19 protein-coding genes are annotated in these 19,902 nt (G+C 62.6%); 5 read left to right on the forward strand and 14 right to left on the reverse strand.

The window, feature by feature from the left end; all coding sequences use genetic code 11:
* Window positions 1-29: 29 nt before the first annotated feature.
* The 10 genes from AC19YR_RS14015 to AC19YR_RS14060 all read right to left on the reverse strand — a co-directional run bounded on the left by AC19YR_RS14015 (window position 30) and on the right by AC19YR_RS14060 (window position 10,945).
* A complete protein-coding gene (locus AC19YR_RS14015; protein ID WP_500598894.1) occupies window positions 30-1,217 on the reverse strand; it encodes an ATP phosphoribosyltransferase regulatory subunit in 1,188 nt (395 codons plus the stop codon).
* A 281-nt stretch (window positions 1,218-1,498) separates the two neighbouring features.
* A complete protein-coding gene (hflC, locus tag AC19YR_RS14020; protein ID WP_095109357.1) occupies window positions 1,499-2,368 on the reverse strand; it encodes a protease modulator HflC in 870 nt (289 codons plus the stop codon).
* Window positions 2,368-3,546, reverse strand: coding sequence for an FtsH protease activity modulator HflK (gene hflK, locus AC19YR_RS14025; protein WP_095109356.1), 1,179 nt, complete (start codon window positions 3,544-3,546; stop codon window positions 2,368-2,370). The genes hflC and hflK overlap by 1 nt, the downstream gene beginning before the upstream one ends.
* Window positions 3,547-3,642: 96 nt before the next feature.
* Window positions 3,643-4,944 carry a ribosome rescue GTPase HflX gene (gene hflX / locus AC19YR_RS14030; RefSeq protein ID WP_095109355.1) on the reverse strand — a complete coding sequence of 434 codons (1,302 nt, stop codon included), beginning with the start codon at window positions 4,942-4,944 and terminating at the stop codon, window positions 3,643-3,645.
* Between the two features lie 12 nt (window positions 4,945-4,956).
* Window positions 4,957-5,223, reverse strand: a complete 267-nt coding sequence (gene hfq / locus AC19YR_RS14035; RefSeq protein WP_095109354.1) for an RNA chaperone Hfq — start codon at window positions 5,221-5,223, stop codon at window positions 4,957-4,959.
* Window positions 5,224-5,317: 94 nt separating this feature from the next.
* Window positions 5,318-6,289, reverse strand: coding sequence for a tRNA (adenosine(37)-N6)-dimethylallyltransferase MiaA (miaA, locus tag AC19YR_RS14040; RefSeq protein ID WP_095109353.1), 972 nt, complete (start codon window positions 6,287-6,289; stop codon window positions 5,318-5,320).
* Window positions 6,289-8,199 (reverse strand): DNA mismatch repair endonuclease MutL, encoded by a 1,911-nt coding sequence (gene mutL, locus AC19YR_RS14045; RefSeq protein ID WP_095109352.1) that lies wholly within the window; start codon window positions 8,197-8,199, stop codon window positions 6,289-6,291. Before mutL ends, miaA begins: the two co-directional genes overlap by 1 nt.
* Window positions 8,196-9,623: an N-acetylmuramoyl-L-alanine amidase gene (locus AC19YR_RS14050; RefSeq protein ID WP_218192055.1), complete on the reverse strand. Its 1,428-nt coding sequence runs from the start codon at window positions 9,621-9,623 to the stop codon at window positions 8,196-8,198. Before AC19YR_RS14050 ends, mutL begins: the two co-directional genes overlap by 4 nt.
* Before the next feature lie 3 nt (window positions 9,624-9,626).
* Complete coding sequence (tsaE, locus tag AC19YR_RS14055) at window positions 9,627-10,097, reverse strand: tRNA (adenosine(37)-N6)-threonylcarbamoyltransferase complex ATPase subunit type 1 TsaE (RefSeq protein ID WP_500598899.1); 471 nt, start codon at window positions 10,095-10,097, stop codon at window positions 9,627-9,629.
* Window positions 10,085-10,945 carry an NAD(P)H-hydrate dehydratase gene (locus AC19YR_RS14060; protein ID WP_500598901.1) on the reverse strand — a complete coding sequence of 287 codons (861 nt, stop codon included), beginning with the start codon at window positions 10,943-10,945 and terminating at the stop codon, window positions 10,085-10,087. Before AC19YR_RS14060 ends, tsaE begins: the two co-directional genes overlap by 13 nt.
* A gap of 63 nt (window positions 10,946-11,008) precedes the next feature.
* On the opposite strand from AC19YR_RS14060, the gene queG reads away from it, so the two are divergent.
* A complete protein-coding gene (gene queG / locus AC19YR_RS14065; protein ID WP_500598903.1) occupies window positions 11,009-12,091 on the forward strand; it encodes a tRNA epoxyqueuosine(34) reductase QueG in 1,083 nt (360 codons plus the stop codon).
* Here the strand turns inward: queG and AC19YR_RS14070 are convergent.
* Together AC19YR_RS14070 and orn are read right to left on the reverse strand one after the other, a co-directional pair.
* Entirely contained in the window at window positions 12,073-12,687 is a 615-nt protein-coding gene (locus tag AC19YR_RS14070; protein WP_176465113.1) for a trimeric intracellular cation channel family protein, read from the reverse strand. The genes queG and AC19YR_RS14070 overlap by 19 nt on opposite strands.
* Window positions 12,688-12,841: 154 nt before the next feature.
* Entirely contained in the window at window positions 12,842-13,384 is a 543-nt protein-coding gene (orn, locus tag AC19YR_RS14075) for an oligoribonuclease (RefSeq protein WP_095109346.1), read from the reverse strand.
* Between the two features lie 106 nt (window positions 13,385-13,490).
* On the opposite strand from orn, the gene rsgA reads away from it, so the two are divergent.
* Window positions 13,491-14,522 carry a small ribosomal subunit biogenesis GTPase RsgA gene (gene rsgA, locus AC19YR_RS14080; protein ID WP_095109345.1) on the forward strand — a complete coding sequence of 344 codons (1,032 nt, stop codon included), beginning with the start codon at window positions 13,491-13,493 and terminating at the stop codon, window positions 14,520-14,522.
* A gap of 65 nt (window positions 14,523-14,587) precedes the next feature.
* On the opposite strand, the gene motB is transcribed toward rsgA, so the two are convergent.
* Both motB and motA read right to left on the reverse strand, forming a co-directional pair.
* Window positions 14,588-15,601, reverse strand: a complete 1,014-nt coding sequence (gene motB, locus AC19YR_RS14085) for a flagellar motor protein MotB (RefSeq protein ID WP_095109344.1) — start codon at window positions 15,599-15,601, stop codon at window positions 14,588-14,590.
* A gap of 3 nt (window positions 15,602-15,604) precedes the next feature.
* Entirely contained in the window at window positions 15,605-16,456 is an 852-nt protein-coding gene (gene motA, locus AC19YR_RS14090) for a flagellar motor stator protein MotA (RefSeq protein ID WP_095109343.1), read from the reverse strand.
* A gap of 165 nt (window positions 16,457-16,621) precedes the next feature.
* Here motA and AC19YR_RS14095 point away from each other — a divergent pair, with 165 nt between their 5' ends.
* From AC19YR_RS14095 to asd, 3 genes are read left to right on the forward strand one after another with little or no spacing between them, the layout of a single operon-like run.
* Window positions 16,622-18,157: an HDOD domain-containing protein gene (locus tag AC19YR_RS14095; protein ID WP_500598905.1), complete on the forward strand. Its 1,536-nt coding sequence runs from the start codon at window positions 16,622-16,624 to the stop codon at window positions 18,155-18,157.
* Window positions 18,158-18,194: 37 nt separating this feature from the next.
* Complete coding sequence (gene rhdA, locus AC19YR_RS14100) at window positions 18,195-19,010, forward strand: thiosulfate sulfurtransferase (protein ID WP_500598907.1); 816 nt, start codon at window positions 18,195-18,197, stop codon at window positions 19,008-19,010.
* Window positions 19,011-19,029: 19 nt separating this feature from the next.
* Window positions 19,030-19,890: an archaetidylserine decarboxylase gene (gene asd / locus AC19YR_RS14105; RefSeq protein WP_500598908.1), complete on the forward strand. Its 861-nt coding sequence runs from the start codon at window positions 19,030-19,032 to the stop codon at window positions 19,888-19,890.
* The last annotated feature ends 12 nt before the right edge of the window (window positions 19,891-19,902 follow it).

Genomic DNA, 19,902 nt, shown 5'->3' on the forward strand with positions numbered 1-19,902 from the left:
TTGGTGCCGGCAGCCGCCGGCAGGAAAACTCAAGAAGCCAGCGGCAATACTTGCCAAAGCCCGTTCTGCTGAATCAATTGCCGGTCGCAGTCCGCTTCACGGGCGGCGGCCAACAGCTGCCCAGGCAAGGCCTGGACAACGCGCTGACCCTCACTGCGCAACTGGCAAACGTGCTGCCAGAGTGCTGCATCCGTACTGTCAGGCATCCAGATACCGCCAGACGGTAGCTCGATCTCAGCACGCCCCAGGGTCACCAGGGTTTTCAAATCGGTGGAAAAACCAGTCGCTGGACGGGCACGACCAAAATCGGCGCCGATATCGTCGTAGCGACCGCCCTGGGCGATGGATTGACCCACGCCCGGTACGAACACGGCGAACACCACGCCGGTGTGGTAGTGGTAACCGCGCAGCTCGCCCAGGTCAAAATACAGCGGCAACTGGGGGAAACGCGCGGACAGACGCTCGGCAATCGCCAGCAAATCGTCCAGCGCCGCCAGTACCGGGGCCGGCGCGTTCGCCAGGCGCACACGGGCGGCATCCAGCACTTCGCGACTGCCACACAGGTCAACCAGCGCCCGCAGCATTGCGGCCAATTCGGCCGGCAGGCCTTCGGTCAGCGCGATCACTTCGTCAATGGCCTTGCGTTGCAGGGCGTCGAACAACTGCTGCTCCACTTCGCCGGACAGACCGGCGGCGCGTGCCAGGCCACGATAGATGCCGACATGCCCCAGGTCCATGTGCACATCCGGCACATCGGCCAGTTGTAGCATGGCCAGCATCAGGCTAATGACTTCCACGTCGCTGCTGGGGCTGGCATCGCCGTACAACTCGGCGCCCAACTGGATTGGGCTGCGCGAGGAGGACAACGCACGCGGCTGCGCATGCAGCACGCTACCGGCGTAGCACAGGCGGCTTGGGCCTTCGCGGCGCAGGGTGTGCGCATCGATGCGCGCCACCTGCGGCGTGATGTCTGCGCGAAACCCCATCTGCCGACCCGATTGCGGGTCGATGACCTTGAAGGTGCGCAGATCCAGGTCCTGGCCAGCACCGGTCAACAGGGATTCCAGGTACTCGATATGAGGGGTTACGACAAACTCGTAGCCCCAGCTCTGGAACAGATCCAACACCTGGCGGCGCGCTACTTCGATGCGCGCCGCTTCAGGCGGCAGTACTTCTTCGATGCCATCTGGCAGCAGCCAGCGGTCTACCGTTGCCATTACGCCATTCCCCTATGATCCGGGCGGCGAGCCGTCGGGCTAGCCTTGAGTGAAGCAGAAAATGGTTACCTGCCGCCCAAGAGCGACGGGGCGAAAGGCCTGAAATCGGCTTCGCCACCACATTCCTCGAAAAAACTGTCGAGCCAATCAACTCGTTCTGAAGCAATCAAACATGCAGACGCAAAAAAGCCGGGAATTTCCCGGCTGCCGCATCATACACCCGTTTTCCCAAAGGATCACCCCGCCAAGCGCTTTAGCCGCTCGACGGGGTGTCGCAGGGGTCAAGGCTTGGCTTTTTCCAGGTAGCGGAAAAAGTCGCTGCTTGGGTCAAGCACCATGACATCGGTTTTGTTCGCGAAGCTTTCACGGTAGGCACGCAGGCTACGGTAAAACGCGTAGAACTCCTGATCCTGGCCGTAGGCCTTGGCGTAGATCGCCGCTGCCTGGGCATCACCATCACCGCGCGCCTCTTCAGACTCGCGATAGGCTTCAGCCAGCAGTACGCGACGCTGACGATCGGCGTCGGCACGGATGCCTTCTGCCAGTTCGTTACCTTTGGCGCGGTGCTCGCGAGCTTCACGCTCACGCTCTGTGCTCATCCTCTCGAACACGCTGCGGTTCACTTCCTTCGGCAGGTCGATGGCCTTGACCCGGACGTCGATCACTTCGATGCCCAGCTCTTTCTCGGCCATCTTGTTGAGCGAAGCGGTGATATCCGCCATCAGCGCATCGCGCTCGCCGGACACCACTTCGTGCAACGTACGCTTACCGAACTGGTCGCGCAGGCCCGATTCCAAACGACGGGACAGACGTTCGTCAGCAATCTGCTTGAGGCCGGAAGTCGCGGTGTAGAAGCGCTCAGCATCTTTCACGCGCCACTTGGCAAAAGCATCGACCATGACGGCTTTCTTTTCCAGTGTCAGGAAGCGCTGTGTCGGCGCATCCAGCGTCATCAGGCGAGCATCGAACTTACGCACCTGGTTGACGTATGGCACTTTCACATGCAGGCCCGGTTGGACATCAGCCTGGACCACCCGACCGAACTGCAGCAACACCGCACGCTCGGTCTGAGCCACGATGTAGAAGCAGTTCCAGGCAGCGATCGCCACGACGACGCCGACAATAAGGGCGATCAGCGATTTATTGCTCATCAGCGACTCTCCCTGGAACGCGTTGGCTGTGGCTGCGAATCCGCGCCGCTGTGCGTGCCCGCATCATTGTTGCTGGCTGCGGCGGCGCCAGTTACTGGCGAGGAGCCAGTGCGGCCACTTTCGATCATCTTGTCGAGCGGCAGGTAAAGCAGGTTGCTCTGGCCACCTTTATTACCGGTCACCAACACTTTACTGGTGTTGCTGAAGACTTCCTGCATGGTGTCCAGGTACAGACGCTCGCGGGTGACTTCAGGGGCTTTGCGGTACTCAGCCACCAGTTTGGTAAAGCGGTCGGCTTCACCCTTGGCGCGGGAAACCACTTCATCGCGATAACCGTTGGCATCCTCGATGATGCGCTGGGCCTGACCACGGGCTTCCGGCACGACGCCGTTGGCGTAGGTTTCAGCCTGGTTGCGCGAACGCTGCTCATCTTCGCGTGCGCGGATCACGTCATCGAAGGCTTCCTGCACTTCGCGCGGTGCAGCAGCGCTCTGTACGTTGACCTGAGTAACGGTGATACCGGTGCGGTAAGTGTCGAGGAAGCGTTGCAGACGCTCCTTGATCTCGCTCGCCATCAATTCACGACCTTCGGTCAGCACCTGATCCATCGCGGTGGAACCCACCACATGGCGCAGAGCACTCTCGGTCGCGTGCTGCAGGCTGATTTCCGGCTGATCGACGTTCAGCACGAAATCCCGCAGGTTGCTGATTTTGTACTGCACGGTCAAAGGGACTTCGACGATGTTCTCGTCTTCGGTCAGCATTTGGCCTTGCTTGGTATAGGCACGCTCACGCGTGACGTTTTCCATGTACTTCTTATCAATCGGCGGGAAGTAGATGTTCAGGCCCGGGCCGACAGTCTCGTAGTATTTGCCGAAGCGCAGCACCACAGCCTGCTCCTGCTCGTCCACGACGTAGACGGCGCTGTACAACCAAACGGCTGCCAGCACGACAAGCCCCAGGCCGAGCAGGCCGTAGCCACCACCCTTGCCAGAGCTGCCATTGCCGTCGTCACTGCCACGTTTTTTTCCACCACCGAACAACCCGTTCAGGCTTTCCTGTAGCTTTCGGAAGGCCTCGTCGAGATCTGGTGGCCCCTTGCGGTCGCCATTATTGCGGCGCTTACCACCCCAAGGATCCTGATTATTCGAGTTGCCACCCGGCTCATTCCAAGCCATAGCGCTCTCCATCTGATAAAGCAAAGACGCGCCCACGGCGCGTCGGCCAATGCTACAGAATGCCTACGACAGCGGCACAACCGCTTTTCCAGGCTTTTATTGCAAAGTGTGTTGCTCGAGAAACTCCATCGGTTGCAAGCCCTCGCGACTGACCAGTCGATTCAACTCGATCCGGGGCAGGCGCACAGCCAGCAAACTCAGGCCTTCTTCGTCGTGTTCTTCTTTCTGTACCGCACCCGCTGCGAAGAACTGAGCACGCAGTCGAGCAAAACGCTGAGGCAAGCGCAAGGTGCCGACGAACAAATCGTTGCCGAGCAATTCCGCGATAGCTTGCTTGAGCAGATCCAACCCTTGACCGTCCCGCGCCGACAACCAGACCCGCTGCGGCTTGCCATCGGCATCGCGCTGGATCTGCGGCTCTACACCTTCGAGCAAATCGAGTTTGTTATAGACCTCGAGGATGGGCAAGTCCTGGGCGCCAATCTCACCCAGCACCACCATCACCTGCTCGATTTGTAGCATGCGGTCGGGTTCGGCGGCATCGATCACATGCAACAACAGGTCGGAGTTGCTCGACTCTTCGAGCGTGGCCCGAAAGGCCTCGACCAGTTTGTGAGGCAAGTGCCGGATAAAACCAACGGTGTCGGCCAGGACAATCGGCCCCAGGTCATCTAGGTCCAGGCGACGCAAGGTCGGGTCGAGCGTGGCGAAGAGTTGATCCGCCGCATACACGTCCGATTGCGTCACCGAGTTAAACAGCGTGGATTTGCCGGCGTTGGTATAGCCCACCAGCGAAACCGTGGGGATATCCGCACGCTTGCGCCCTCGACGGGACTGCTCGCGCTGGCTGCGCACCTTCTCCAGCCGCCCCTTGATCTGCCGCAGGCGAACCCGCAACAGACGCCGGTCGGTTTCAAGCTGAGTTTCACCCGGGCCGCGCAGGCCGATGCCACCCTTTTGCCGCTCAAGGTGGGTCCAACCGCGCACCAAACGCGTACTCATGTGCTCAAGCTGGGCCAGTTCTACCTGGAGCTTGCCTTCATGGGTGCGGGCACGTTGGGCAAAGATGTCGAGAATCAAACCCGTGCGGTCGATCACGCGACACTCGAAAACACGTTCGAGGTTACGTTCCTGACTGGGCGTGAGGATGTGATTGAAAATGACCAGATCGACCTGTTCGGCGCTGACCAGGTCGCGCAGTTCCTCGACCTTGCCGCTGCCAATCAGGTATTTGGCGGTTGGCCGATGACGCGGCACGTTAAAGAACGCAACGGTCTCGGCGCCGGCCGATAGAGCCAACTCCTGAAACTCCTGCGGATCTTCGCGCGCCTCAGGGTCCTGTCCATCCAAGTGAACGAGGATTGCCCGCTCACCACCACCGTGGCGCTCAAAGAACAAAGGAGACTCCTATCAGGCGTTACCTGGAGCAGGATCAGCGTCGCCCTGTTCGTTTTCGGTAGCGCTAGGCAGACGAATTGGACGAACCGGCACTACTGTGGAGATAGCGTGCTTGTACACCATCTGGCTGACGGTGTTCTTGAGCAGGATGACGAACTGGTCGAAGGATTCGATCGTGCCTTGCAGCTTGATCCCGTTGACCAGATAGATGGAAACCCCCACTTTCTCTTTACGTAAAGTATTCAAGTAAGGGTCTTGTAGCGAATGCCCTTTTGACATGTGCCGCACTCCTTTAAGGATCAATAATAAAAAATTAGAAAACAGATGGCTTGTGGCCGCCACACCCCCAAGGATAGACGGCAATTGCAAGGACTCAGCTCAATATGGAGACCGTTCCCAAGTATTTCAAGGCGCGTGGCAGATTGTCGCAAGCCAGGCTGTCCAACCACTGTAAATCAGCCCAACTGCGTAGCCAGGTGAACTGACGCTTCGCCAATTGGCGCGTGGCAATGATGCCGCGCTCCTGCATCTCGGTGAATGTCAGCTTGCCATCCAGGTGATCCCAGACTTGTCGATAACCCACGGCACGTATAGACGGCAACCCGGCGTGCAAGTCACCTCTGGAGCGCAGTGCTATGACTTCGTCAACGAAACCCTGTTCCAACATTTGTGTGAATCTTTGTGCAATGCGCTCATGCAGTACTTGGCGGTTCGCCGGGGCGATGGCCAAGTTCGCGACAGTATAGGGCAATTGTCCTCGCCCCGAAGCGGCTGCTTCAGTACTTTGCGCAGATTGTCGCTCGCGGTGGGCGGTCATGCTCTGGCCGCTGACACGATAAACTTCCAGCGCCCGGCTCAAGCGCTGCGGGTCGTTAGGGTGAATACGCGCCGCCGACACCGGGTCAACCGCCGCCAATTGGTCGTGCAGGGCTTGCCAGCCAAGGCGCGCAGCCTCTTGCTCGATATCGGCGCGAACCTGCGGGTCCGCCGCTGGCATCTGCGCCAGGCCGTCGAGCAAAGCCTTGTAGTAGAGCATTGTGCCGCCCACCAGCAGCGGGATTTTGCCGCGCGAGGTGATGTCCGCCATCGCTTCCAAGGCATCACGGCGGAAATCCGCGGCCGAATAAGCCTCGGCCGGGTCGAGAATGTCGATCAAACGATGGGGATGCTCGGCCAGCAGCGCCTTTGAAGGCTTGGCGGTGCCGATATCCATGCCGCGATAGACCAGTGCGGAATCCACGCTGATGAGTTCGCACGGCAACACCTTGGTCAGCTCGATGGCCAGGTCGGTCTTGCCCGCGGCCGTAGGGCCCATCAGGAAGATGGCGGGAGGTAAATGGCTCATCAGCGACCGCGCAAGAACAGTTTGTCCAGATCGTCCAGGCCCAATTGGGTCCAGGTCGGTCGGCCATGGTTGCATTGACCACTGCGTTCAGTGTTTTCCATGTCCCGCAGCAAGCCGTTCATTTCCGGCAAGGCCAGGCGCCGGTTGGCGCGGATCGCGCCGTGGCAGGCCATGGTGCCGAGCAGTTCGTTCAGGTGAGCCTGAATCCGGTCGCTGGTGCCGTATTCCATCAGGTCTGCCAGCACGTCACTGACCAACCGATTGGCCTCGGCCTGCTTAAGCAGTGCCGGGATCTGGCGAATGGCCAGGGTTTCCGGGCCTAGGCGCTGGAGCTCGAAGCCCAGGCGCTGGAACCAGGCGACGTGCTCTTCGGCGCAGTCCGCTTCACGTTGGCTCAGGGCCAAGGATTCGGGCACCAGCAGCGGCTGGCCACTGAGACCCTCGCTGGCCATGGCGACTTTCAAACGCTCGTACATGATCCGCTCGTGAGCCGCGTGCATATCCACCAGCACCAGGCCCTGGGCGTTTTCCGCGAGGATATAGATGCCCTTGAGCTGCGCCAGGGCATAACCCAATGGCGGAACATCGCCCTGCCCCTCGGGCAACGCCACGGCGCCGGCCCCAGGCAGTGGCGCGAAGAACTCACGGTACGCCGCCTGGGCTTCTGCGGCCGGCACAGCGGACGTTGGCCGCGGCGTGTATTGATACTGATAACCCGCCCCCGCGCCGGAGCCCGGCGCATGAACGTTCGGTTGCCCCTGGGGCTGCTCCAGCAAGGCATTGGCCGCCAGGCGCATTTCGCCCTGGGGGCCGAACTCGCCGGCGTCGATGCCGGTCGGGCGGACCATACCCGCGACCGCCGCAGGCGCGGCGAGCTGGTCCTCGGGGCGCACATCACCCAAGGCACGGTGCAGGGTGCCATATAGAAAGTCGTGAACCATGCGCCCATCACGAAAACGCACTTCGTGCTTGGTCGGGTGCACGTTGACGTCAACCACCGCCGGATCGACCTCGAAAAACAGCACGAAGGTCGGATGACGGCCGTTGAACAGCACGTCGCGGTACGCCTGGCGCACCGCGTGGGCCACCAGTTTGTCGCGCACTGCGCGGCCGTTCACATAGAAGTACTGCAAGTCAGCCTGGCTACGGGAGAACGTCGGCAAGCCGACCCAGCCCCACAAATGCAGGCCATTGCGCTCAACTTCAATCGGCAGCGCCTGCTCCAGGAAGCCCGCCCCGCACACCGCGGCCACGCGCCGGGCACGCGCCGCGTCATCGTGGGCTTCGTGCAGGCTGAGGATGGTCTTGCCGTTATGGCGCAGGTGGAAGGCCACGTCGAAACGGGCCAGGGCCAGGCGCTTAATGACTTCTTGCAGGTGATCGAATTCGGTTTTTTCGGTTTTGAGAAATTTGCGCCGCGCCGGGGTGTTGAAGAACAGGTCGCGCACTTCCACCGACGTGCCCACCGGATGGGCCGCAGGCTGGACCCGGGGCGCCATGTCGCGGCCCTCGGTTTCCACCTGCCAGGCCTGCTCGGCCTCACGGGTGCGCGAGGTGAGGGTCAGGCGCGCCACCGAGCTGATGGACGCCAGGGCCTCGCCGCGAAACCCCAGGCTCATTACTTGTTCCAGGTCTTCCAGGTTACGGATCTTACTGGTGGCGTGGCGCGCCAGGGCCAGGGGCAAATCGTCGGAGGAGATGCCACTGCCATCGTCACGCACCCGCAGCAGCTTGACGCCGCCCTGTTCCACATCCACGTCGATACGCCGCGCGCCGGAGTCGATGCTGTTTTCCAGCAATTCCTTGATGACCGACGCCGGGCGCTCGACCACTTCGCCCGCGGCGATCTGGTTCGCCAGCCTTGGGCTGAGCAGTTCGATGCGAGCGCTGTTGTTCACGATGTCGTTCATTCCTTGACCGCCAGTTCCGTGCTCGGAATGTTGAGGGTCTGGCCGATTTTCAGCTCATCGGTCTTGAGATTGTTGGCGCTGCGCAAGGCACCCGCCGACACCTGGTAGCGCACAGCAATCATCGCCAACGTTTCGCCTGGGCTGACCCGGTGATCCCGCGGCCCCTGCGCAATCTTGCCGGCGTCACGCAGCCAGGCGATGTAGGTGCCCGGCGGCGGGTTCTGCTGGAAGAACTGGCGCACGCCGCTGCTGATGGAGCGGGCCAGCGCCTGCTGGTGGCTGGCAGCAGCCAGTTTCGAGGCTTCGTTGGCGTTGGAGATGAACCCGGTTTCGACGAGGATCGACGGAATATCTGGGGATTTGAGCACCATGAACCCGGCCTGCTCCACCCGCTGCTTGTGCAGCGGCGTGACACGGCCGATGTTGCTCAGCACTTTCTGGCCCACGTTCAGGCTGGAGGTCAGGGACGCGGTCATCGACAGGTCGAGCAGCACCCCGGCAAGCATGCGGTCCTTGTCGTCGAGACTGACGTTACCGGCCCCGCCGATCAGGTCAGAACGGTTTTCACTGTCGGCCAGCCAGCGTGCGGTCTCGGAGGTGGCGCCGCGATCGGACAGCGCGAACACCGAGGCGCCGAACGCCGCTTTGGAGGGGGCCGCGTCGGCGTGGATCGAGACAAACAGGTCGGCGCCCTTCTTGCGGGCGATTTCGGTACGCCCACGCAACGGGATGAAGTAGTCGCCAGTGCGGGTCAGCTCGGCGCGAAAGCCCTTGATGCCGTTGACCTGGCGTTGCAATTCCTTGGCGATAGCCAGCACCACGTCTTTTTCCCGCTGGCCGCGCGAGCCCGAGGCACCCGGGTCTTCGCCGCCGTGGCCGGCGTCGATGACCACAATGATGTCGCGCTTTCCGGCCGGCGCTGGTGGCAGATTAATAGCAGGCTTGGGTGCGGTCACCGGCACGGCCGGCACCGTGGCCACGCTGGGGGTCGGTGTAGGCGGCGAAGCGGCGTCGGACGGGTTGTCGAACAAGTCGACCACCAGGCGATTACCGTATTGGGCGTTGGGCGCCAGCACGAAGCTTTTCGGTGTGACGGCTTGCTTGAGGTCAATCACCACCCGCAGGTCGCTCGGCGTGCGCTGGGCCGAACGCATGGCGGTGATGGGGGTGTTGGCGGTGGAGACGTTCAGCGGCGCGCCTAGTGTTGCGCCGTTGATGTCGATCACCAGGCGATCCGGGGCACTGAGCGTGAAAACGCTGTGCTGCACTGGGCCGGACAGGTCAAACACCAGTCGCGTGTTATCCGGTGCGCGCCACAGGCGCACACTGCGCACCTGCGAAGCGGCCAGAGCATTGACAGTCATTGCCGCAAGCAACACCCCTACGACAGTAACCAACGCGCGAAAGCGCATACCTAACCCCATTATTTATTTGAATTTCAATGCCAAGGCTGCGCACCACGACTCACCGCGCGCACCTTGGGACAACACATGCAGTGAACGCCCGGCGTTATGCGGCCTAATGGTAATGGTCAGGTCGGGCTTTGGCAAAAAGCCTGCACCCTTTTCGGGCCATTCGATCAGGCACAGCGCGTCATCGTCGAAATAATCGCGAATCCCCAAAAACTCCAGTTCTTCTGGGTCAACCAACCGATACAGGTCGAAGTGGAAGGCGCGGATGCCCCCGATCTCGTAGGGTTCGACCAAAGTGAAGGTAGGACTTTTTACCGCGCCGACGTGTCCCAGCCCGCGAATAATGCCCCGCGACAGGGTGGTTTTACCCGCACCCAGGTCACCATCGAGAAAAATCAGACCATGGCCTTGGGTGATTCGGGCAAGCACGCCGCCCAAATCCGTCATAGCCTGTTCATCCGCCATAAACAGCGTTACTTCACGCACGGCGATTGCTCCTCCAATAACTGACGAATGGCTGGAATCAGGTCGCTGGCCGCCAGGCCTCGACCCAATCGGCCTTGTTGTTCACCGGCGCAGGCATGCAGCCACACGGCCAGGCACGCCGCGTCGAACGCGCTCAAGCCCTGGGCCAGCAAGGCGCCGATCAACCCGGCCAGCACATCCCCCAGGCCCGCGCTGGCCATGGCCGGATGCCCCCGGTCGCAACGGGAAACCCGCCCATCCGGGCTCGCGATCAAACTGCCAGCCCCCTTGAGCACCACCACCGCGGCGTATTTGGCGCTCAATGCGCGCGCCACCTTAGTACGGTCGGCCTGAACCTCGGCTGTCGATACGCCCAGCAAGCGCGCCGCCTCCCCCGGATGGGGCGTGAGCACGCAGCCTGCGGGCAGGTTGATGCCGCCGTCGGCCAGCAGGTTGAGGGCATCGGCGTCCCACACCTGGGGCAGCGCGGTGTTGGCGGCAGCCGATAGCAGGCTGCGGCTCCAGGCCGACTGCCCCAACCCGGGGCCGACCACCAACACCGAGGCCTGGGCCAGCAAGCCCATCAACTGATTGGCCGAGGCAATACCTCGCGCCATGGCTTCCGGCAACCGCGCCAGGGCCGCCGGCACGTGCTCGCTGCGGGTGGCCAGCGACACCCGCCCCGCGCCGCTGCGCAAGGCGCTTTCGGCGCTGAGCAGAATGGCGCCGGCAAAACCGCGATCACCACCTATCAGTAAAACATGGCCGAACTGGCCTTTATGGGCACTCGCCCCGCGAGGTAAAAGGCCCGGCAGATGGCCGGGCGCGAGGTGTTGTACGTCGGGCAATGGTTGATTTGTCTGCGGCATGCGTCTTCGGGCTCCGATGTCTGGCAGAATTATACGCACCTCAGCCCCGGTTTCTCTCGTCTCATGCCTGTCACCTCCCCCGACTTCCCCGCCCTGGCCCAAACGATCAAGGCGCTGGGCCGTGAACTGGGCTTTCAACAAGTCGGCATCAGCGGCCTGGACCTGGGCGAACACGAACAGCACCTGCAACGCTGGCTCGATGCCGGCTACCACGGCGAAATGGATTACATGGGCGCCCACGGCAGCAAGCGCTCGCACCCCGAAGAGCTGGTGCCCGGCACGCTGCGGGTGGTTTCTCTGCGCATGGACTACCTGCCTGGCGACACCCAAATGGCCCAACGCCTGGCCCAACCGGAAAAAGCCTACGTTTCCCGTTATGCCCTGGGCCGCGATTACCACAAGCTGATCCGCAAACGCGTACAGCAACTGGCCGAGCGCATCCAGGCACTGATCGGCCCCTTTGGCTACCGCGCTTTCGTCGATAGCGCCCCGGTGCTGGAAAAAGCCCTGGCCGAGCAGGCTGGGCTGGGCTGGATCGGCAAAAACACCCTGGTGCTCAACCGCAAGGCCGGCAGCTACTTCTTCCTCAGCGAACTGTTCGTCGACCTACCGCTGCCTGTGGATCCGCCCCACGCCAGCGAACACTGCGGGCGCTGCACCGCGTGCCTGGACATCTGCCCCACCAACGCCTTCGTCGGGCCTTATGTGCTGGATGCGCGGCGCTGTATTTCCTACCTGACCATCGAACTCAAGAGCGCCATCCCAGAAGACCTGCGGCCGCTGATTGGCAACCGGGTGTTCGGCTGCGACGACTGCCAAATCGTCTGCCCCTGGAACCGCTTCGCCCGCCCGTCGGGCGAAAGCGACTTCAAGCCCCGGCACAATCTGGATAACGCCGAGTTGGCGCAATTATTCCTCTGGGACGAAGCGCAATTTCTCAGCAGCACCGAAGGCTCGCCGCTGCGCCGTGCCGGCTATGAGCGCTGGCTGCGCAACCTGGCGGTGGGCCTGGGCAATGCACCCTCGACCATCCCTGTGCTGGAGGCCTTGAAGGCGCGGGCGGACTATCCGTCGGAGCTGGTGCGCGAGCACGTGGCGTGGGCACTCAAGCAGCATGCGACGCGGGATCAGTGCTCGTCGTTGTAGACGAACTTGGGCATTTCCCAGTGAAAGCGGATCGCCAGCAGGCGCAGCAGGAAGCCGCCAAACAGAGTGATAAGGATGGCTTGCTCGCCCGGCAGGTTCAGCCACAGGCAGAACATGTAGCACCAGGCTGCGGCGAAGGAGACGCTGGCGTAAAGCTCGCGGCGGAAGATCAGCGGGATGTCGTTGCAGAAAATATCCCGCAGGATGCCGCCGAAAACGCCGGTAATGACCCCGCTGACGGACGCCACCAACATGCCGTGGCCCATTTCCAGGGAGGTCATGCAGCCGATCAGGGTAAACGCCACCAGGCCCACGGCGTCGAGCACCAAAAACAGCGAGCGCAGATGGCGCATCCAACGCGCGGTAAACACCGTGAACATCGCCGCCACCGTGGTCAGCACCAAGTATTCCGGGTGCTTGACCCACGTCAGCGGGTAGTGGCCTAGCAGCACGTCACGCACCGACCCGCCCCCCAGCGCCGTCACACAGGCGATCAGCACCACGCCAAACCAATCCATGCCACGGCGCCCCGCAGAGAGTGCGCCGGTCATGGCTTCAGCGGTAATGGCAATCAAATAGAGCATCAACAGCATGATGGCGGTCCTGACAGGAAGGCGCGCAGTCTAGCCATTATGTGATGGCACCAAAAGAGGGCGGTGCCAGGAAAACCGTGGGGCGGCTCCCACAGGTTCGCAGATGCCCTGTAGGAGCGGGCTTGCCCGAGATGGGGCCTTCAGCCCTTCTACACAATCAGAACTTGATGAAGTGCTTGCGGTAATGCTGCAACTCGCCAATGGACTCGCGGATGTCGTCCAGGGCCAGGTGGGTGCTGCCTTTGTGGAAGCTGTCCTTGACCTCAGGCGCCCAGCGCGCGGCCAACTCCTTGAGGGTGGAGACGTCCAGGTTGCGGTAGTGGAAGTAGCTTTCCAGCGCTTTCATGTGGGTATAGAGGAAGCGCCGGTCCTGACAGATGCTATTGCCGCAGATCGGCGATTTGCCCTTGGGCACCCACTGCTCCAGGAAAGCGATGGTCTGCGCTTCGGCCTCGGCCATGCTGATGCGGCTGTCGCGCACGCGCTGGGTCAGGCCCGAGCCGCCGTGCTGGCGTGTGTTCCACTCGTCCATACCGGCGAGGATTGCGTCGCTGTGGTGGATTGCGATCACCGGGCCTTCGGCCAGGGTGTTGAGGTCGCTGTCGGTGACGATGGTCGCCATCTCGATGATGACGTCGGTGTCGGGGTTCAACCCGGTCATTTCCAGGTCGATCCAAATCAGATTCTGTGGGTTTTGCATGGGTTGGCTCCTCCGGTAGTCGCGCAGTTTAGCCTAGGGGATAGCGCGAGCGTGCTAAACTCGCGGCCGTTTTACCTCTTCGCTGCATTCTCAACACGGAACACCCATGGCCAAACGCCAACTCAATCGTCGTCAAAACTGGCGCATCGAAAAAATCCAGGGCGAGCGCGCTGCCCGCGCCGCAAAACGCGAGTCCTCGGCAGTGCAAGCCCTGGAGGGCGGCGACCTGGGCCCCGAACAAACGGGCCTGGTGATCGCTCACTTCGGCGTGCAGGTCGAGGTCGAGGCCCGCGAAGGCGAGTCGGCCGGCCAGGTGTTCCGCTGCCACTTGCGGGCCAACCTGCCGGCGCTGGTGACCGGCGATCAGGTTGTCTGGCGAGCCGGCAACCAGGGCATCGGCGTGATCGTGGCGCAACTGCCGCGCAACACCGAACTGTGCCGCCCCGACAGCCGCGGCCAGCTCAAGCCTGTGGCGGCCAACGTCGACATGATCGTGATCGTCTTCGCGCCGCTGCCCGAGCCCCACGCCAACCTGATCGACCGCTACCTGGTAGCGGCCGAGCACGCGGGCATCCGGCCGCTGCTACTGCTCAACAAATTCGACCTGATCGACGAGCAGAACGCCCCAGCGCTCAATGCCCTGTTGGCCGTCTACCGCACCCTGGGCTACCCGGTGCTGGAAGTGTCAGCGCACCACGGCAACGGCATGGAGCAACTGCAACAGCAACTGGACGGGCGCATCAGCGTGTTCGTCGGCCAGTCGGGCGTGGGCAAGTCGTCCCTGGTCAACAGCCTGTTGCCGGAAGTGGAAACCCGCGTCGGCCCACTGTCGGAGCTGTCCGGCCAGGGTACCCACACCACCACCACCGCGCGCCTGTTCCACTTTCCTGGCGGCGGCGAGCTGATCGACTCCCCGGGCATCCGTGAATTTGGCCTGGGCCACGTCAGCCGCGCCGATGTGGAGGCCGGGTTCATCGAGTTCAACGACTTGATCGGCACCTGCCGCTTCCGCGACTGCAAGCACGACCGCGAACCCGGTTGCGCCCTGCTCAAGGCGCTGGAAGATGGCCGCGTGCAGCAGCAGCGGATGAACAGCTACCGCTCGATCATCGCCAGCCTGCCCGAAAGCAGTTACTAGGCCAGCGGCGCACTAAAAAGCCCCCGCGACAGTGAATGTCGCGGGGGCTTTTTTTGTTGCGGTGGTTACTGCGCCGCCGGCGCCTTGGCGCCGCCATCCTCGAAGATGTTGAGCTTCTCGCGCAGCTCGTGGGGCGGCAGCGGCACCTTGTCGGCCGGCAAGGCGTTCGGGTCGGCCGGCACTTCGCCCGGCGCGCCCTCGCCCTGGGTCGGCGTAGTCGGCTCGGCGGGTTGCTGCTCGCCTTCGATGGCTCGCTGGGCCTTGCGAGTCATCACCACGATGTCGATGCGACGGTTGACCGGGTTGAACGGCTTGGCCCGGTCAAACAGCGCCGAGGAGGCAAAGCCCACCACCCGCGCCACTTGTGGATCGGGGTAACCACCGGCAACCAAGGCCCGGCGTGCCGCGTTGGCGCGGTTGGCCGACAGCTCCCAGTTGCCGAACTCGCCGGCACCCGAATAAGGCGTAGCGTCGGTGTGGCCGCTGATGCTGATCTTGTTCGGCACCGCTTTGATGGTGTCGGCCATGGCCAGCAGGATGTCCTCGAAATACGGCTTGAGGCGTGCACTGCCGGAGTCGAACATCGGCCGGTTCTCGGCGTCCATGATCTGGATGCGCAAACCGTCCGGCGTGATCTCGAAGAGGATCTGGTCCTTGAACTTTTGCAGTTGCGGGTTTTCATCGACCTTGTTCTGCAACTCTTGCAGCAGCAGCTCTAGGCGCTCCTGCTCGACCTGCTCGGCCATGCCTTCGACCTGGTCGGTATCGACCGTGACCTTGTCCGGTTGCGGCTGGGACTTGACCTCGGGGTTGAGGGTGGTGTCCGGCGCCAGCTCCGGCGAGCCGCCCAGGTCGATGATGTAGGGCGTACCGCTTTCGGAAAAACCGATGGGGTCTTTGAAGTAACCGGCGATGGCGATCTTCTGTTCCGGCGTGGCGGTGGACAGCAGCCACAACACCAGGAAGAACGCCATCATCGCTGTCGCGAAGTCGGCGAAGGCGATTTTCCAGGCGCCCCCGTGGTGTCCGGCAGCGAAGCGCTTGACGCGCTTGATGATAATCGGCTGGTTGTTTTCCATGGCTTAGCGACCGCGAACCGCTTGTTCCAGCTCCGAGAAGCTCGGGCGATGCAGCGGGTAAAGCACCTTGCGCCCGAATTCCACCGCCAGGGACGGCGGCATGCCGGAAGCCGAAGCTACCAGGGAAGCCTTGATGGCTTCGTAGACGTTCAGCTCTTCCTTGGCGTCGTGGGCCAGGGACGTGGCCAGCGGACCGAAGAAACCGTAGGCCGCGAGAATACCGAAGAAGGTACCCACCAGCGCCGCACCGACGTGCATGCCGATGGCCGCCTGGTCACCCTCGCCCAGCGACGCCATGGTCACCACGATACCCAGTACCGCCGCGACGATACCGAAGCCCGGCATACCGTCGGCGATGCCGGTCACCGCATGGGAAGGATGCTCCAACTCTTCCTTCATGCTGAACAGCTCCATGTCGAACAAGCCTTCGAGCTCGTGCGGGGCCATGTTGCCCGAGGACATGATGCGCAGGTAATCGCAGACGTAGGCCGTCATGCGGTCGTCCTTGAGCACGGTGGGGTATTTGGCAAAGATCGGGCTGGCGGCGGCGTCTTCGATATCCGCCTCGATGGCCATCATGCCTTCGCGGCGGCTCTTGTTGAGGATCTCGTAGATCAGGCCCAGCACTTCAAGATAAAAAGCGTGGCTGAAACGCGAGCCAAACATGCCAAGGGACTTTTTAATGACATGCATCGTCATATGCCCAGGGTTTGCCTGCAAGAATGCACCGAAAGCCGCGCCCCCGATAATCAACACCTCGAAAGGTTGGATCAGGGCGGCGATCTTGCCGTGGGAAAGCACGTATCCGCCGAGCACGCTCGCGAACACGACGATGATGCCGATAATTTTAGCCATAGTAGGGAAGTACTTATTGAGTCGGGTTCAAGGTCATATTCGGAAGTTAATGAATCTCTTCTTCTGCTTATCGGCAAAACTGCGCCAGACTATAGCCAGTTCAGGCGAAAAGCCAATTTGGCCCGTTGCGGGCGCACTGCCAGTCAATAGTGATCGCGATCAACCATGACTAATGAAACGACAGTCCCAACTTCACGCCCCCACACGCTTGAAGGCTGGGTAAAGTTGCTCGATGCCGTGCGCCTGCCGGTGCCGCAGGCGAGCCATGACCGTGTGTGCAAGGCCATCGCCGACAGCCGCAGCTCCATGCGTGATATCGCCGAGCTGATGCAAGACAGCCCAGCCCTAGCCCTGAGCGTGATCCGCGAGGCCAACCAGCACACCCACGGCAGCATGACCGAGACTGCGGAAAACCTTGAAGTGGCCCTTAATCGCCTGGGCCTCAAGCGCACCGAGCAACTGCTGGCCCACCTCCCCGCCCGCCCTGAAAGCGAGATCCCCATCGCGCTGCGCCAGTTGCAGCTCATCAGCCAGCACGCCACCCAGCAGGCCAACGGCCTATTCGGCAGTCGCCTGGCGCGGCTGTGGCAAGACATTCATTGGGGTAGCCTGCTGTTCCTGTCGCCGCTGTGGCCATTGGCGCTGACCTACCCGCAACTGCTCGATGAGTGGGAATTGCGGGTGATCCGCCGCGGGCAATCGGCCCACAAGGTGGAAAAGGAACTGTTTGGTGTGCGCCTGCTGGTGCTGTGCCAGGCCCTGGTGGACCTGTGGCGGCTGCCGATCTGGGTGCAGCAGGGTTATCGCCTGCTGCTGAACGAACAGCGTTTGCTGGTCCAGGTCCTGCACATCGCCCGTGGCGCGGACAACCCGCTGCACCAGCAGCAACTGCTCGATGCCGACCCGACGCTACGCCGCTGGCTCAACCAACCGGCCAACACCGTGCTGCTGGCCAATGGCATTGCCCTGGCGGCGCAACAATCCTGGTCCTGCCCGCACCTGCTGCGCTGGCAATTCCTCACCAGCCTTTACCTGCAAACACCCATGGACGAGTTGCAGCAGCACATACACCAGCAAGCCGTGCGCAGCGCCCAGCACCACGCCATGGCAGACCTGTGGCACCCGGCCATTTCCCTGATCTGGCCCTGGGGCGCCGAGCACCTGCACCCCGGCCAATTACCGGCGCCGGCACCCACCGCTGAAGATCTGGCGCTGTGGCGCAAGCTCTGCGGGCAACTGCTGGCCGAGCCCAGTGTGTTCACCAACGCCATGCACCTGACCACATTCGCCCGCGACGCCCTGGTGGCGTGCGGCATGCACCGGGTGATGATCCTGATGACTGACCGCAACCAAAGTGTGCTGCGCGCCCATCAGACCGCCGGCCTACCCAAGGGCATGGCCACCTTGAGCCTGCAAGTGAACCAGAGCACTGTGCTGCAACGCCTGCTCAGCCAACCGGCGCAGGTGCGCCTGAGCCCGGCCAACAACGCCCAGTTCTCCGCCCACCTGCCCGCCAGCCTGCGCGCGCCCTTCGATGGCAATCATTTGCTGCTGCGCTCGCTGTCCAACAACGGCCGGGTGGTGATGGTGGTCATGGCGGATCAGGGCGGTGGGCCGTTCTCGGAAATCACCGTGCAAGCCTTCGGCAAAACCGCGCAGTGCATCGAAAAAGCCCTGCACAGCTTTACCGCCCACGGCTAAGCGCTACAATCGCTCCCTTTGTGCTCTGGAGACGCAGATGTCCGACTTCTCTGGCTTGACGCTGGTCATTGAGCCCAGCGACCTGCTCGCGCGCCTCGATGCCCGCGACCTGATCCTGGTAGACCTCACCAGCGCCGCCCGCTACGCCACCGGGCATATTCCCGGCGCCCGCTTCGTCGACCCCAAGCGCACCCAACTGGGCCAGCCGCCAGCGCCGGGGCTGCTGCCCAGCCAGGTAGCCCTGGAAAACCTGTTCGGCGAACTGGGGCACCACCCCGACGCCACCTACGTGGTTTATGACGACGAGGGCGGCGGTTGGGCCGGGCGCTTTATCTGGCTGCTCGATGTCATTGGCCACGCCCGTTACCACTACCTCGACGGTGGCCTGCCGGCGTGGCTGGCCGAAGGCCTGCCGGTTTCGACCGAAACCCCTGCGCCAGCCGCCGGCCCGGTGGCGCTGACCCTGCACGACGAACCCACCGCAACCCGCGAATACCTGCAAAGCCGCATCGGCGCCGCCGACCTGGCGATCTGGGACGCCCGCAGCCCGCAGGAATACAGCGGCGAAAAAGTCCTCGCCGCCAAGGCCGGGCACATCCCCGGCGCTGTGAACTTCGAGTGGACCGCCGCCATGGACCCGGCGCGCCACCTGCGCATGCGTACTGACCTGGCGCCAACCCTCCAAGGCCTGGGCATCACCCCGGACAAAGAAATCATCACCCACTGCCAGACGCATCACCGCTCCGGCTTCACCTACCTGGTGGCCAAGGCGCTGGGTTACCCGCGCGTCAAAGGCTATGCCGGCTCCTGGGGCGAATGGGGCAACCACCCCGACACCCCTGTCGAGATTTAAGGTTTTTTAAGGACCCCCAATGAAAAAGCGTTTGTTTATCCTCAGCCAGTACCTGCTGCCCCACCACTTGCTCTCGCGCCTGGCCGGCTGCATCGCCGAATGCCGCGTGCGCTGGTTCAAAAACGCCTTCACCGCGTGGTTCGCCAAACGCTATCAGGTGGACATGTCCCAGGCCTTGGTCGAAGACCTGACTGCCTACGAGCACTTCAACGCGTTCTTCACCCGCGCCCTCAAAGAAGGCGCACGCCCGCTGGACGAAACCCCAGGGGCGATTCTCAGCCCGGCCGACGGCGCCGTCAGCCAACTGGGCCCGATCGAGCACGGCCGCGTGTTCCAGGCCAAGGGCCACAGTTTCAGCGTGCTGGAATTGCTCGGCGGTGATGCCGCGACAGCAGCACCGTTCATGGGCGGCGATTTCGCCACCATTTACCTGTCGCCCAAGGACTACCACCGCGTGCACATGCCGCTGGCCGGCACCCTGCGGGAAATGGTGTATATCCCTGGGCGGATTTTCTCGGTCAACCAGACCACCGCCGAAAACGTGCCGGAGCTGTTTGCCCGCAACGAGCGCGTGGCCTGCATTTTCGACACTGAACGCGGCCCGATGGCCGTGGTGCTGGTGGGCGCGATGATCGTCGCCTCCATCGAAACCGTATGGGCCGGGCTGGTTACGCCACCCAAACGCGAGCTGAAGACCTTTCGCTACGACGAAGCTGCCCGCGGCCCAATCCACCTGGAAAAAGGCGCCGAGCTGGGTCGTTTCAAACTGGGCTCGACCGCCGTCGTGCTGTTTGGCCCGGATCAGGTGAAGTGGGTCGAAGCGTTGGCGGCGGGTTCGCCGGTGGTGATGGGCCAGGGTCTGGCATTGCCCAAGGCGTGATCTAAAAACACC

This window comes from Pseudomonas sp. MF08817 (assembly GCF_059862705.1).